A 14,069-nucleotide genomic window follows, 5' to 3' on the forward strand; every position below is an offset into this window, starting at 1 on the left:
AAACTCCTCGCTCTTAGTCATATTATAAAACAAGCTTGTATATATATGATAATAAAGACTTGATGATGAGATAGGGAGGAAACAATGGAGAACAAGTATTATAACCAAGATATAGAGCACATTTATAAAGAGCACCATGTAGATTCTAGTCAGGGGTTATCCCCGAAAGAAGCAGAAAAGCGATTAGAGATGTATGGTCCTAACCTTTTTACTAAAGCGAAGGAGAAAAGTTTACTTCAAGAAATAAAAGAGACACTTACTCAGCAACTCATTGTTATCTTACTTATTGCTGCAGCCATTAGCCTTTTGATTAAAGAATATCATGATGCCATAGGCATTTGCTTTGCAGTACTTTTAAGCACTACGATAGGCTTATTAACTGAAAGTAGATCTAAAAAAGCAGCAGAAGCCCTTAATCGCATGACAGAAGATATACAGGTTAAGGTGCTACGTTCAGGAGAAAAAATACTCATACATAAAAGTGAAATCATTCCTGGAGATATTATCTTTTTGGAAGCAGGAGATCAAGTTCCTGCTGATGGTAGACTTATATCGTGTAATGATTTAAAGGTAAGGGAAGACATGCTTACAGGCGAGTCTGATGATGTTAAGAAGAAGTTAGGCGTTATTAAGCAAGAAGAATTAACACTAGAAGGTAAAACGATTTATCAAGATCCTATTCCAGCAAAACAGTATAATATGCTTTTTGGAGGGACGCTAATTGCTTCAGGACAAGCCAAGATGATTGTTACAGCTACAGGTGATGAAACAGAAATGGGATATATTGCAAAAGCATTAGGAAGCAAAGAAGAAAGTACACCTCTAGAAATTAAAATGGATCATTTAGCTCAGTCCATTTCCAAAGTCTCTACCGCAGTAGCAGGTATGTTATTTGTTTATATGATTGTTCAAATTATTGAGGGGTGTAAATTAGCTTTAGATTTTAGCAGTACCCATCAGTTTTTAAGTTCGCTTAGTCCACTTGTGAGCAGTTTTCCAGAGATGAAAACAGCATTTGTGGTATGCGTCGCATTAATTGTAGCAGCAGTACCTGAAGGACTACCGACTATGATTAATATTACCTTAGCCATTACCATGAAACAAATGGCTAAAATTAATGTATTGGTAAGAAAAAAAGAAGCGTGTGAGACAATTGGTTCAGTGAGCGTGATTTGCAGTGATAAAACAGGAACATTAACTCAAAATAAAATGAAAGTGGCTAAGCTGTATTTGGAAGGAAGCTTTAAAAATGAGGCTGAATTAAAGCGTCATCCAGATTTTGTAAGAAACTGTATGATTAATAGTACGGCAGACTTACAGGTGCATGGAAAAGAAGTGAAATACATAGGAAGCGCTACAGAGTGCGCTTTACTACTTTTATGTGAGCAGTATGATTATGCACGTACGAGACTAGGAAGTGAGGTTGTCAAGCAAGTTCCATTTAACTCACAAAATAAATATATGCTTACCATAGCAAAAGAAGAAAATAATTATGAAATTTTTTCAAAGGGTGCACCTGAAATTATATTAAATCAATGTGGTTTTGAAAAAACAGAAGGACAGCTTAAACCATTAACGAATGAACGTAAGAAGCAGATTTTAAAAGAAATTGAGGCATTACAAGTACAGGCTATGCGTGTTTTAGCTTTTGCAGGTCATCGTATGGCAACGAGTTATAATGTGCTTGGGCGAGAAGAATGGAAAGAAACATTAGTATTTGAGGGCTTTGTAGGCATTCAGGATCCTCTTAGACCAGGCGTGAAGGAAGCAATAGAAACAGCAGCAGGTGCAGGGATTGAAACAAAAATGTTAACAGGTGATAATTTGCAGACTGCTATTGCCATAGGCGAAGAAATCGGATTAGTAGGACATGGCAAAAAAGCTGTAGAAGCAAGTTATATTGATGCCTTAAGTGATAAGGATTTAGAAAAAGAAATACGACATATTGCCATTGTAGCTAGATCTAAGCCAGATACCAAAATGCGTATTGTACAGGCTCTTCAAAAAAATGGAGAGGTTGTAGCTGTAACAGGAGATGGGATTAATGATGCCCCAGCTTTAACTAAAGCGGATGTGGGTATTGCAATGGGCATTGCTGGTACAGAAGTCAGTAAAAATGCAGCAGATATTATTTTAACAGATGATAGCTTTAGTACGATTGTAGAGGCTATCAAGTGGGGAAGAGGCATCTATAATAATTTTCAACGCTTTATTCAATTTCAGCTAACGGTAAATATTATTGCCTTTCTTATTGCTATTATAAGTCAAATCATGGGGTATGATATGCCTTTTACGACCATTCATCTTTTATGGATTAATATTATTATGGATGGACCTCCGGCATTGGCATTAGGGCTTGAGCCTATTAGAAGCGCAGTTATGAAAAGACGACCTATTAAAAGAGAAGCCCCCATTATTAATCGATTTATGCTACGAACGATTATCATTAATAGTACCTTTATTACAGCCCTTCTTTTCTTGCAAATAAGATATAACTTTTTAGGTGCACAAAGCATTGTCAATGGTAATGCTAGTGAAGTTCAGACTGTTCTATTTAGTTTATTTGCATTTAGTGTGTTATTTAATGCATTTAACTGTAGAGAATTTGGAACAGGTAGTATTTTTCCTAATTTATTTAAGAACCAATTAGCTTTACAAATTATATTACTAACAGCGGGGCTGCAGATTGTAATGATTCAATATTGTGGTGCATTTTTTAATGCTATTCCGTTATCTAAAGAAATGTGGTTAAAAATCATTGGTTGTGGTGCACTCGTTGTTATTGCCAATGAACTTATAAAACAAGCACTTAGAATGTTAAAACGATCGGCTAAAAGTGCAGTCAAGCAGGTTAAAAAAGTCGGTATGAGAAGTCGAAAAGGACTTTCTTAGTTAAAAATAAAATGGCTAAAGTACCCCAAAAGGAATTTTAGCCATTTTTACATGAAGTCAATTTGATATGAACTAGTATCATTCACCATGCTCTGCTAGGAAGCGTGTAGCAGCATCATCATCTTCTAAATCTTCTTCGATAATAGGTTGTTCTTTAATGGCAGGGAAATAACCTGCTTGCTCAAGAATACTACTTAATTGCATGGCAGTTAATACACCTTGCTCAGGTGTTTTAAGATGGGTAAAAGCTTTTTGAATATAAGTGTTAAAATTATCATGAGACATCACAAAAGGTATATTACTAATGAAATACTGCATGCGGCATTTACGCTCTAATGTAGGAAGTGCAAATAGCTTAGAACGAAGGTCATTTATGAACACTTCAATAATCATAGATACGTCAGTACTATAATTAGATTTCTTTACGGTAGTAAATCCAAAAATCTGATCAATAGACATAGAGAGATAAGATTGCATTAAATTGAAGAAAGGATTTACTTGAGCAGTAGTACTTACTTTTTGCATCTCTTGTTTCAGTTCTTTTGTTAAATTCTCTAAACGCTCTTTAAGTGTAGGAAGAAGAACTTCTGATTCGCTTTCTTTAAGAAAAACAGATTTTAAAGAGTAATAAAGGTCAGAAAAACTTACATGCATATCAGTAATGTCAGTAAAATCTAATTGATCAAATAAAAGTAGATTACTTAAGGTACAAATGGTTTTATGCATATGATGAAGCATATCAATAAGGGTTTCTATTGTTTCGTTTAATAAATTAGCTTCTTCAAATAAATCTGTGAGATCATTTAAGATAGCAAGGTTATCTAAGGATTCAACAAGATCTGAAAAATGTTGACCATATTGAGGACAATCTGTACCATCGAAAAGCTGTTTTAAAATAGAAACCAGGTGACTAGCTGCTTCAGGTGTATCTTGAATAGCAATATGCGTGATGCTTTTTTTACAATAAGCTAAATAATTATCTTTAGTTAGTTTAATTGGAATATAAGGTAAAAGTTCACTGGCCTTTTTTTGAATACTAGTTTCCTTATTTTCATTGAAAACATAATGGGTACAATCTAATGCTAATTTTTCATAATCAATTTGTGTAGAGTCAATATCGGTAAGGCCTAATTCTTCCAAATAATCTTTAGTTAAGGAAAAAGCTTGTTGTTTGAGTGTCACGATATGAGTAAGTTCCCTTTGATAAGCAATTAAACAGCGAAATTTTTGTTCTAGAGTAGCACGATAATCTAAAAGCTCTGTAGCACAAGTTTCTTTACTTGAAGAACCTGCCGATAACAGAGTGGGTAATGAAAGAAAAATTTCTTTTAAGCTTTCTTGAAGATGAAAAGTCTCTTCATCAAAATAAATAGTCGAAAAGTACAAAGAATTATTGAGTAAATCTATTTGTGCTTGAATATATTCACTATAGGAATAGGAAATAACTGTAAATAATTGGTCGTTATGTTGGTGCATTATAAGACTCCTTTCTTAATCTGTATCATTAGGATATACAATTTTATGAAATAAGACAAGCTTGTATCTGTAATTGATGTAAGAAACTGGCTTGAAAGATTGAAAAATTTTAAAAAATATATTAAAATCAAATAAAGAGGTGAGAAGATGGGAAATGATAATGTATTAATGGAAAAACAATTTGAGTTATTAGAACAAGGCACCTTAGCTACACCACATAGTATACTTGGTCCACATTTGCTTAATCAAGGAGAAAAACAGATTATACGTGTATTTTGCCCAGGGGCAAAACAAATAGTAGTAGTAGATTTAAAGGATGAGAAAAATTATCCGCTTTACTTTAAGGGGTATCAGGGACTTTTTGAAGGCGTTATAGAAGATAAGCAAGAAAAATTTTTATATAAACTCATATGTGAAGATGATGAGGGGCACACATGGAGTTATATAGATCCTTATCAATTTGATTCTACTTTTACTGAAGATGATCTTTATTTATTTGGAATAGGAAAAGACTACGAGGTTTATGATAAACTGGGCGCACATTTTATAAAAGTGAATGGCGTAGAGGGGGTTAGATTTGCATTATGGGCACCTCATGCTAAGCGTGTCAGTGTGATAGGAGATTTTAATAATTGGGATGGTAGAAGACATCCAATGAGACAGATTGCCAATCAAGGTATTTGGGAACTTTTTGTTCCAGGGCTTGCTGAAGGGGATTTTTATAAATTTGAACTGCGTACTAAAACAGGGGAACTATTATATAAAACAGATCCTTATGCCAATTATTATGAAGTTAGACCTAATAATGCAGCGGTTGTTTATGATATGAGAAAATATAAGTGGAAAGATACGAAATGGATGAATGCTAGGACTAAAAAAGCACCTTATAAAGAAGCGATATCCATTTACGAAGTACATATTGGTTCATGGAAGAAACACGATAATGGAGAATTCTATACCTATCGTGAAGCAGCAGATGAACTTGCTCGTTATGTGAAAGAAATGGGTTATACACATGTTGAATTAATGGGAATTGTAGAACATCCTTTTGATGGGTCATGGGGATACCAAGTAACAGGCTATTTTGCGCCAACCAGTAGGTACGGTTCACCAGATGATTTTAGATACTTTGTAGAAACGATGCACAAGAATAATATTGGTGTTTTATTAGATTGGGTACCAGCACACTTTCCAAAAGATGCATTTGCCTTAGAAAAATTTGATGGTGAAGCCCTATATGAAAAAGCAAATGAGAAAGAAGCATGGCATCCACACTGGGGAACACTTATTTTTGATTATGGAAAACCACAAGTGTCACTCTTTTTAATTGGCAGTGCTCTTTCTTGGTTAGAACGTTATCATATAGATGGACTTCGAGTAGATGCTGTTGCTTCGATGTTATATTTAGATTATGGAAGAGAAGGGGATTTTATTCCAAATCAATATGGAGGCAAGGAAAATTTAGAAGCTATTGCTTTTTTAAAGCAGCTCAATGAGGTAGCTTATTCAAAAGTGCCAGGTATTATGATGATTGCAGAGGAATCTACAGCTTGGCCAAAAGTATCGTATGCAGTATCTGAAGGTGGACTTGGCTTTGGATTTAAGTGGAATATGGGATGGATGAATGACTTTTTGAGTTACATGAAGACGCCTCCAGCTGATCGTACAAGAGAACATGGCAAGATTACCTTTAGTTTGATGTATGCTTTTAGTGAAAATTTTATTCAAGTCTTATCGCACGATGAAGTTGTTCATGGTAAAGCGTCTATGATTTATAAGATGCCAGGAGAAAGGCTTGAAAAATTTGCTCACTTAAGAGTGGCATATGGTTATATGTATGCACATCCTGGGAAAAAGATGTTATTTATGGGAGACGAATTTGCACAAACTAAAGAATGGAATGAAGCGGTTGCTTTAGATTGGGATTTATTAAATGATAAAGAACATCAAGGCATTTCAGCGTGGGTGAAAGCACTTAATAAGCTATATACATCTGAGAAGGCTTTATGGGAAACTGGCAATGGCTATGAGAATTTTGAATGGATTGACTGTGAAAATAGAGAACAGAGTATTATTTCTTTCCTACGAAGAAATGTAGAAACAGGGGAAGAACTTGTAGTGGTTATTAACTTTAAAACAGCAAGTTACACAGACTATCGAATAGGGGTACCTACACTGGCAAATTACGAGGAACTATTAAGTAGTGATGCAGCACTTTATGGTGGTAGTAACGCGCTTAATGGCGTGGTAAAAGCTACAGAAACAGGATGGCATGGTAGACCCTATAGTATAGAAATCACTATACCGCCACTTAGTATGATGGTATTTAAGGCAAAGAAAAAATCAGTAAAGAAGAATACTAAATCAGTGAAATCAGCTACAGATAAAGATATGAAAGAGGTAGCTACAGAAGTAGTCGCAAATGCAATACCGGCTAAAAAAACAATTAAATCAAAGAAGGACAAAGAAATAGAAAAAGCAGTAGTGCTACCAAAGACTAAAGAAACAAAGACTAAAGATGCAAAAGCCAAAGAAACTAAGTCTAAAGAAACAAAAACCAAGGATACAAAAACTAAAGTAACAAAAAGTAAGGAAACAGAAACAAAAGTAAAGCAGCAAGCTTCTAATAAGACTGAGGAAATAATCGTCAAAGAAAAGGCTTCTCCTTTAGTAAGTACAGAAGAAAAGAAAATAGCTGGTAAAACAAAGAAAAATGTAAGTAAAGCTAAAAAGTAAAGAAGTATCTATGATTAGGAGACAAGTACGCAAAGAAACGCATACTTGTCTTTTTTGTGAAAAGGAAGTTAGATTTTTATAAAACCTGCATATTTTTAGTGTATACTAATAAAGAGATTAATCATAAACATAGTGGAGGACCATATGAATAAGAGACTAAGAACTTTAATTTTTGTAATCATTGCCCTACTTTTAGCCGGGATGTTTATCATACAATTTATAATGCCTAAAAGTAGCTATGTAGAAGAGGCTATTACTGATACGACGCTTATTAATGAATTAGATACTAGTGCACAAGCAGCACTTAAGAAGTATTTTGACATTGAAGTAAGCGAAACAGAAGATTGGACAAAAGGAGCGGTGCGTAATCGTGCTAAAGAAGATAGTGGCTTAGAAAATATATTATCATTAACAGCTAAAGATGAATCAGAAAATAAAGTAGAAGGTGATTTGGAGTTCTACGGGATTATTATGGAGGAAGCTACTAAAGAGATAAGAGGAATGATTTATCAGTATGTAACAGAAGCGCCAGTTTTAGAATTGACAGATGAAGAAGTACAAGCTCGTTGTGAAGCATTTCTAAAGGACAAGGGATTAGTAGCTGAAGATGTACCTATTACAGTAGATGCTATTCAATCAGATGAGAAGACACCAGAGCTTAAGATGTTAAGTATGAAGGCGGGAAATCTAGCTTATGCAGTTGCTTATAATTTACAGATAGATAAGGTGATGTATTTTGAATATGTACCTATGCAAGAATAAAATGTTTAAAAAATAGTAAAGTAGTCTACACTTTCAATAAAAAGGAAGGGTGACTATGCAATTAGTATGTCAAGGAATAGCGAATCATACACATTCAAGATGTTTTTATTTTTATGAATATAGAAATTTAAAGTGGATTTTAAAATGTCAAAAGCAAGTGAGTAAGCAAGATGAATTATATGAGTTGCTAACAGTATCTCATGAGCCTATAGATTATGCTATTATTGATTTGAATAGAGTCTATAGGAATACATTCTATGCGTATTCACAGGCTACTATTATTATTATTCCACCTACAGCTGTGTGGCAGTTTTTTAGTAAGCTATGGTTAGTGGGTCAAGAACTATATGTAGAACTGGCTACAACTATTGAAGAAGAGCTGGAGGTCATGCATGGGTATGAATATAATTACGCATTTTTAAAGAATTTATATGAAATGAGTAGCAAAGAAATGGCTGAAGCTTATTATGAACAATGGCAATTAGAGGTTTCATTAACTGACCACTCGATGCAACGTTTTATAAGAACCATGGAGGTTTTTAAAGCTGAAATTTTTAATTATTTTATTTTTAAACAAATATTAGATAATCCTATTCCAATTTTAAAATAATATAGCGTGCTATCACTAAGAAGATAGCACGCTATATTGTTATTCAAAAGAACTATTAAAAGATTTAAAAGATCTCATGTAAAATTATTGCAACCAATCAGTGGCGCTTTTTATATGAGCTGTAACCGCTTTTTCACTTGGTCCCCCTTTTACTTGACGTTCATTGACGCAAGTCTTTAGAGAAATAGCCTCGTAGATGTCTTCATCAAAAATAGGGTGGATCATTTGATAGGTTTCAAGAGGAAGTTCCTCCAAAGTGGTATGTGTAGTAACACAATGCAGAACAAGCTTACCGATTACTTCATGTGCATCTCTAAAAGCGAGACCTTTTTTAACTAAATAGTCGGCCGCATCAGTAGCGTTAGTAAATCCTCCGGAAGCAGCAGTGTACATATTAGTTTTACAAACTCTCATGGTTTTAATCATTTGTGTAAAAATAGGAAGGCACATTTTAAGTGTATCAATACTATCGAATAAGCGTTCTTTATCCTCTTGCATATCTTTGTTATAAGCAAGAGGAAGTCCTTTCATAGTCGTTAATAAACTCATTAGATTACCATATACACGGCCTGTTTTGCCGCGAACTAATTCTGCTATATCTGGATTTTTCTTTTGAGGCATAATAGAGCTCCCTGTACTATAAGCATCATCTAGCTCAATGAAATGAAATTCATGGCTACTCCATAAAATAATCTCTTCACTAAAACGGCTAAGGTGCATCATTAAAGTAGAAAGTGTATAAAGTAAATCAAGACAGAAATCACGATCTGAAACACCATCTATACTATTTTCGCAGATACCATTAAAATCTAAGCTTTTAGCAACTGCATCTCGATCTAAAGGATAAGTAGTAGTAGCTAGGGCACCACTACCTAAAGGTAGAAAATTAGTATTTTCATAAGTGAATTCTAAACGTTTAAAATCACGTTTAAACATTTCAAAGTAAGCCATAAGGTGATGAGCAAAAGTAATAGGTTGTGCACGCTGTAAATGAGTATAGCCCGGCATAATGGTATTTGTATGCTCTTTTGCTAGTGTAATGACTGTTTGCATTAATTCCTTAAGCATCACTTTTAAAGTGATAATCTCATCACGAGTGTAGAGTCTTACATCAAGTGCTACTTGGTCATTACGACTGCGTCCAGTATGCATTTTTTTAGCTACATCACCAATACGGCTAATAAGTAAAGCTTCGATGTTCATATGAATATCTTCCATTTTTTCGTTAAAAGTAATGTCACCTTTTTCAATATCCTCTAAAAGTGAATTTAATCCGTTAATAATGGCGTCGCTTTCTGCCATGGAAATAATATTTTGAGCACCTAACATAGCTACATGTGCAATACTACCGATAATATCTTGCTTATATAATCTTTGGTCAAAAGAAATCGAAGAGTTAAAGTGATCAGTAAGTTGATCGGTTTCTTTGGCAAATCTGCCACCCCATAATTTCATAGTAATCCTCCTTGAGTTGAATAATTAAATAATGGTAAAACAAGAGAGTGTTACAAAACTAGGAAAATAATTAGTTTTGAACACTCCTTGGCTTGTTAGATATAGATTAATTATTTGTGATTTTCAGCAGCTTTAAGGGCACGTACACGAAGTGGTAAGCCATAAAGTCTGATAAATCCATCAGCATCTTTATGATTATAAAGGTCACCAGTAGTGAAGCTAGCAAGTGCCTCGCTATAAAGAGAAAATGGAGAAGAAGAGCCTTGTGGAATAACATTACCTTTATAGAGTTTTAACTTAACTTCTCCTGTTACAACCTGCTGTGTACTCGTAACAAAAGCCTGAAGTGCTTCACGAAGAGGTGTAAACCATTTACCATTATAAATTAAATCAGCAAATTCAAGAGCAATTTCTTGTTTATAACGATAGGTTTCACGATCTAATGTAAGGTGTTCTAATTCCTCATGAGCTTTATAAAGAATAGTACCACCAGGAGTTTCATAAACACCACGAGATTTCATACCTACAACACGGTTTTCTACAATGTCTTCGATACCAATACCATTAGCACCACCTAACTCATTTAATTTTTCAAGAAGTGCAGATGGTTCCATAGCTTCTCCGTTTAAATGAGTTGGAATACCTTGGTTAAAGGTTAAGGTAATAGTAGTTGCTTTATCAGGTGCTTGTTCAGGAGATACGCCTAATTTAAGAAGTGTTTCATAGTTTGGTGCATTCCATGGATCCTCTAATTCAAGACCTTCGTGAGAAATATGCCACATGTTACGGTCACGGCTATAACTATCTTCCTTTTTCATCGGAACAGGCAAGCCACGTTTTTCAAGGTATTCGATTTCTTCTTCACGAGAAGAAATATCCCAAATACGCCAAGGCGCAATTACTTTTAAATGAGGTGCAAGTGCAGCAATACCTAATTCGAAACGAATTTGGTCATTACCTTTACCTGTACAACCATGGCAAATAGCTACAGCCCCTTCTTTAAGGGCAACATTAACGAGAGTTTTAGCAATAACAGCACGAGCAATAGAAGTACCAAGGTAATATTTAGATTCATAAATAGCACCAGATTGAATCATAGGAAATACATATTCTCTCATAAACTCATCTTTTACGTTCTCAACATAAACCTTACTTACACCCATTGAAAGTGCTCTTTCTTCAAGGCCTTCTAATTCAGCATCTTGACCTACATTTATACATACAGCAATAACATCATAATCGTAATTTTCTTTAAGCCATGGAATGATAACTGAAGTATCTAAACCACCTGAATAGGCTAAAACAACTTTTTCTTTCATGGTTAATCCCCCTTTAATGATTCTATATATATTAGAATATATGTATAATTATACATTTATAAAAACTTATTTCAAGAGTTTTTATAAAAAAATATATTATTGTTTTATATTATATAATAGTTTTAGGAAAACAAACAGAGAAATGGTGTAAATTAGATGAGAATAATAAAATAATTTATAAGAATAACACATTAGTAGACTAATATAGAGAGTATAGAAAAAAAGGATGATCTATAGTATAATAAGAATAACTAAATATTTATTCAAGGAGGACATAATAGCATGTCAGGTTTTTTTGATTTAGATGCCCCTATATGGGCTTGGATGAATGAAGTAGCAGATGTGATTATTTTATCGCTGTTGTGGTGGATTTGTTCATGTGGCATTATTACAATAGGAGCTTCAACAACAGCTGTTTTTTATGTATTAGGCAAAAAGGTAAGAAAAGAACAAACTTATGTAGTTGCAGATTTTTTTAAGAGCTTTAAGCAAAACTTTAAACAAAGTATTCCTTTAACGATAGTGTATGTAGTGGCAGCTACAAGTTGTATACTTTATGGTATTTTAGTTATTGATGGTATACTTAATCCAGAACATTCCAGTATGTTAAAGTTTGTGATTCCTTTAGCAATCCTTATTGTTTTTGAGTTTTTAAATTACAGTACTTATTTATGGGCGGTACTTTCAAGATTTGATATGAAAACCAGAGTGCTTTGTAAAACCTCATTTGTTATGACACATAAACATTTATTAACTACTTTACTTAATACAGCTTTATATGGTTTAGCAGTTGTTCTTATTTTAAGATTCCCATTTTTAATTGTAGTGGCACCAGGACTTATTATATTAGGACAATCCTTCTTGATGCAAAATTTGTTTTCACATTATATTACATCGGATGAAGAGACGCCATCGACTGAGGCATAAAATAAAATATAAGGTGATATAAAAATAGACTATATTTGCTTTCAGATAGTGAGGCAAATATAGTCTATTTTTATAGAAAGATGTTTAAATTATTTTCATATAAGTAAGCTATACTATATTTATAGAAAAAGAGGTGAAGAAATGGTTATTGATTTTATATTAAATATGATTTTAGTAATAGGTCTTGTAAGCTTATTTAATTTAACACGCTATATATTAAAAGTAAGAAAGGTAGTTAAAAAATACAAGGATAATCCAAATGTTGAGGGGATTACTATTGTAAATGGTGAAATTAAAATTATTGAAAAAAATCAAATGCAAAAAGATCAAGCTACGCAGCTCCTTAAAGAAGAGTTGGTTATAGATCCAATTTGTCATAAAGAAATAGAAAAGTCACAGGCTTATCGCATTGTGAAACAAGGAAAAGAATATTTTTTCTGTTCATGGGAATGTAGAGAACAATTTTTAAAACAAAAAGAAGGTATATAGTGTACCTTCTTTTGCTATTTAGTAGAGAGTAAGCATTGTAGGTAATCTTCATTTAAACGGACCAAAGAACGTGGTATAATAAATAAAAAATGATAAGGTAGGGATTGCTATGAATGCAGAAATAATTGCTGTAGGTGATGAGGTTGTTAAAGGATATACAATAAATACAAATGCTAGTTATATTGCTAAACAACTTCAAACCATAGGGATAATACCAGATTATCATACAGCAGTAAGAGACCAGGCAGCGGCTATTAAAGAGGCTATTAATACGGCAATAGTGCGGAGTAAGTATATTATTGTGACTGGTGGATTGGGGCCAACAAAAGATGATTTAACAAAAGAGGCAGTTTGCGAAGCATTAGGCCTACCTCTTTGCATAAGAGTGAATGTATTAGAAGAAATAAAGGCTTACTTCAAAGAAATGAATCAAATAATGCCTAGTATTAATGAAAAGCAAGCAGCTTTTCCAGAAGAAGCTTATATTTTAAAAAATAATTATGGAACTGCACCCGGATGTATTATTGAATATAATGAAGCTATTATTATATTACTTCCAGGTCCACCATATGAGATGCAACCTATGCTAGAAAATGAAGTTATACCTTATTTAAAGCAAAAGAGAGCATTTTATAATGAAACATTAGATATTAAATTATTTGGTCTAGGAGAAAGTGAAGTAGCTACCCAGTTGCAAGGTATGCTTGGTGAATTTGAGTGGGGAAGTATAGCTACTTATGTAGGAGAATATGAGATCATCGTACGTATCAATATACAAAGTGGAAATTTAGAGAAGGCAAAAGAACAGCTTCAACAAAAGAAAAAAGAAGTGGAGGAACGTTTAGGGGGTTTTATAATCGGATATAATAAAGACAGACTTGAAGAAATTATCGTAAGATTCTTGTTAAAAAATAAAAAAACCATAGCTACAGTAGAGTCTTGTACAGGAGGGCTGTTAGCAGGAACATTGATTAATTGTGGTGGTGTATCGGCTTGCTTTAATGAAGGTATTGTTACTTATAGTAATACAGCTAAAATGAAGTATGTAGATGTAAAGGAGGCGACGCTTCAATCTGTTGGCGCCGTTAGTTACCAAACAGCTAGGGAAATGGCAGAAGGTGTTAGAAAGTGTAGTGGAGCTGATATAGGTTTATCTACCACTGGTATTGCAGGTCCTGACGGTGGAACCCCAGAAAAGCCAGTGGGATTAGTTTATATAGGTATTGCTACAGAAGCAAAAACAGATGTATATGAATTGCATTTAAAAGGATCAAGGAGAACGATAAGAGAAAAAACAGTTAAAAATATCTTATTTCAACTTTATAAACTTTTTAAGTAAATTTTCCTTGCTATCAAGACAAAGTTTAGGTATAATGATTACAGAACAAATGTTCGATATATAA

At 33.6% G+C, this 14,069-nt stretch carries 10 protein-coding genes; 7 read left to right on the forward strand and 3 right to left on the reverse strand.

Annotated elements, in window-relative coordinates; all coding sequences use genetic code 11:
- Nucleotides 1–84: 84 nt before the first annotated feature.
- Entirely contained in the window at nucleotides 85–2,892 is a 2,808-nt protein-coding gene (locus QTL86_RS04935; RefSeq protein ID WP_410496698.1) for a calcium-translocating P-type ATPase, PMCA-type, read from the forward strand.
- Nucleotides 2,893–2,970: 78 nt separating this feature from the next.
- Here the strand turns inward: QTL86_RS04935 and QTL86_RS04940 are convergent, their stop codons facing one another.
- The gene (locus QTL86_RS04940) at nucleotides 2,971–4,368 is read right to left on the reverse strand and encodes a hypothetical protein (RefSeq protein ID WP_410496699.1); all 1,398 of its coding nucleotides are present in this window, start codon (nucleotides 4,366–4,368) and stop codon (nucleotides 2,971–2,973) included.
- A gap of 147 nt (nucleotides 4,369–4,515) precedes the next feature.
- Here QTL86_RS04940 and glgB point away from each other — a divergent pair, with 147 nt between their 5' ends.
- The 3 genes from glgB (at nucleotide 4,516) to QTL86_RS04955 (ending at nucleotide 8,476) form a co-directional block, all read left to right on the forward strand.
- Nucleotides 4,516–7,104 (forward strand): 1,4-alpha-glucan branching protein GlgB, encoded by a 2,589-nt coding sequence (glgB, locus tag QTL86_RS04945; RefSeq protein ID WP_410496700.1) that lies wholly within the window; start codon nucleotides 4,516–4,518, stop codon nucleotides 7,102–7,104.
- A 144-nt stretch (nucleotides 7,105–7,248) separates the two neighbouring features.
- The gene (locus QTL86_RS04950; protein ID WP_013657474.1) at nucleotides 7,249–7,866 is read left to right on the forward strand and encodes a hypothetical protein; all 618 of its coding nucleotides are present in this window, start codon (nucleotides 7,249–7,251) and stop codon (nucleotides 7,864–7,866) included.
- A 55-nt stretch (nucleotides 7,867–7,921) separates the two neighbouring features.
- Entirely contained in the window at nucleotides 7,922–8,476 is a 555-nt protein-coding gene (locus QTL86_RS04955) for a hypothetical protein (RefSeq protein WP_127066908.1), read from the forward strand.
- A gap of 84 nt (nucleotides 8,477–8,560) precedes the next feature.
- On the opposite strand, the gene argH is transcribed toward QTL86_RS04955, so the two are convergent.
- Together argH and QTL86_RS04965 are read right to left on the reverse strand one after the other, a co-directional pair.
- Nucleotides 8,561–9,931: an argininosuccinate lyase gene (argH, locus tag QTL86_RS04960; RefSeq protein ID WP_127066907.1), complete on the reverse strand. Its 1,371-nt coding sequence runs from the start codon at nucleotides 9,929–9,931 to the stop codon at nucleotides 8,561–8,563.
- 110 nt (nucleotides 9,932–10,041) lie between these two features.
- A complete protein-coding gene (locus tag QTL86_RS04965) occupies nucleotides 10,042–11,250 on the reverse strand; it encodes an argininosuccinate synthase (RefSeq protein ID WP_013657471.1) in 1,209 nt (402 codons plus the stop codon).
- A gap of 282 nt (nucleotides 11,251–11,532) precedes the next feature.
- On the opposite strand from QTL86_RS04965, the gene QTL86_RS04970 reads away from it, so the two are divergent.
- The 3 genes from QTL86_RS04970 (at nucleotide 11,533) to QTL86_RS04980 (ending at nucleotide 14,005) form a co-directional block, all read left to right on the forward strand.
- The gene (locus QTL86_RS04970) at nucleotides 11,533–12,177 is read left to right on the forward strand and encodes a YesL family protein (RefSeq protein WP_013657470.1); all 645 of its coding nucleotides are present in this window, start codon (nucleotides 11,533–11,535) and stop codon (nucleotides 12,175–12,177) included.
- Nucleotides 12,178–12,318: 141 nt separating this feature from the next.
- Entirely contained in the window at nucleotides 12,319–12,666 is a 348-nt protein-coding gene (locus QTL86_RS04975) for a YHS domain-containing protein (protein ID WP_013657469.1), read from the forward strand.
- 109 nt (nucleotides 12,667–12,775) lie between these two features.
- Nucleotides 12,776–14,005, forward strand: coding sequence for a competence/damage-inducible protein A (locus QTL86_RS04980; RefSeq protein WP_127066906.1), 1,230 nt, complete (start codon nucleotides 12,776–12,778; stop codon nucleotides 14,003–14,005).
- Nucleotides 14,006–14,069: the final 64 nt, after the last annotated feature.

This window comes from Cellulosilyticum sp. ST5 (genome assembly GCF_046529625.1).
Classification (GTDB): Bacteria; Bacillota; Clostridia; order Lachnospirales; family Cellulosilyticaceae; genus Cellulosilyticum; species Cellulosilyticum lentocellum.

What these genes read in the sequence shown, in the direction of transcription:
- QTL86_RS04935 (WP_410496698.1), top strand. Translation starts at nt 85, where the DNA reads ATGGAGAACAAGTATTATAACCAAGATATAGAGCACATTTATAAAGAG.
- QTL86_RS04940 (WP_410496699.1), bottom strand. Translation starts at nt 4,368, where the DNA reads ATGCACCAACATAACGACCAATTATTTACAGTTATTTCCTATTCCTAT.
- glgB (WP_410496700.1), top strand. Translation starts at nt 4,516, where the DNA reads ATGGGAAATGATAATGTATTAATGGAAAAACAATTTGAGTTATTAGAA.
- QTL86_RS04950 (WP_013657474.1), top strand. Translation starts at nt 7,249, where the DNA reads ATGAATAAGAGACTAAGAACTTTAATTTTTGTAATCATTGCCCTACTT.
- QTL86_RS04955 (WP_127066908.1), top strand. Translation starts at nt 7,922, where the DNA reads ATGCAATTAGTATGTCAAGGAATAGCGAATCATACACATTCAAGATGT.
- argH (WP_127066907.1), bottom strand. Translation starts at nt 9,931, where the DNA reads ATGAAATTATGGGGTGGCAGATTTGCCAAAGAAACCGATCAACTTACT.
- QTL86_RS04965 (WP_013657471.1), bottom strand. Translation starts at nt 11,250, where the DNA reads ATGAAAGAAAAAGTTGTTTTAGCCTATTCAGGTGGTTTAGATACTTCA.
- QTL86_RS04970 (WP_013657470.1), top strand. Translation starts at nt 11,533, where the DNA reads ATGTCAGGTTTTTTTGATTTAGATGCCCCTATATGGGCTTGGATGAAT.
- QTL86_RS04975 (WP_013657469.1), top strand. Translation starts at nt 12,319, where the DNA reads ATGGTTATTGATTTTATATTAAATATGATTTTAGTAATAGGTCTTGTA.
- QTL86_RS04980 (WP_127066906.1), top strand. Translation starts at nt 12,776, where the DNA reads ATGAATGCAGAAATAATTGCTGTAGGTGATGAGGTTGTTAAAGGATAT.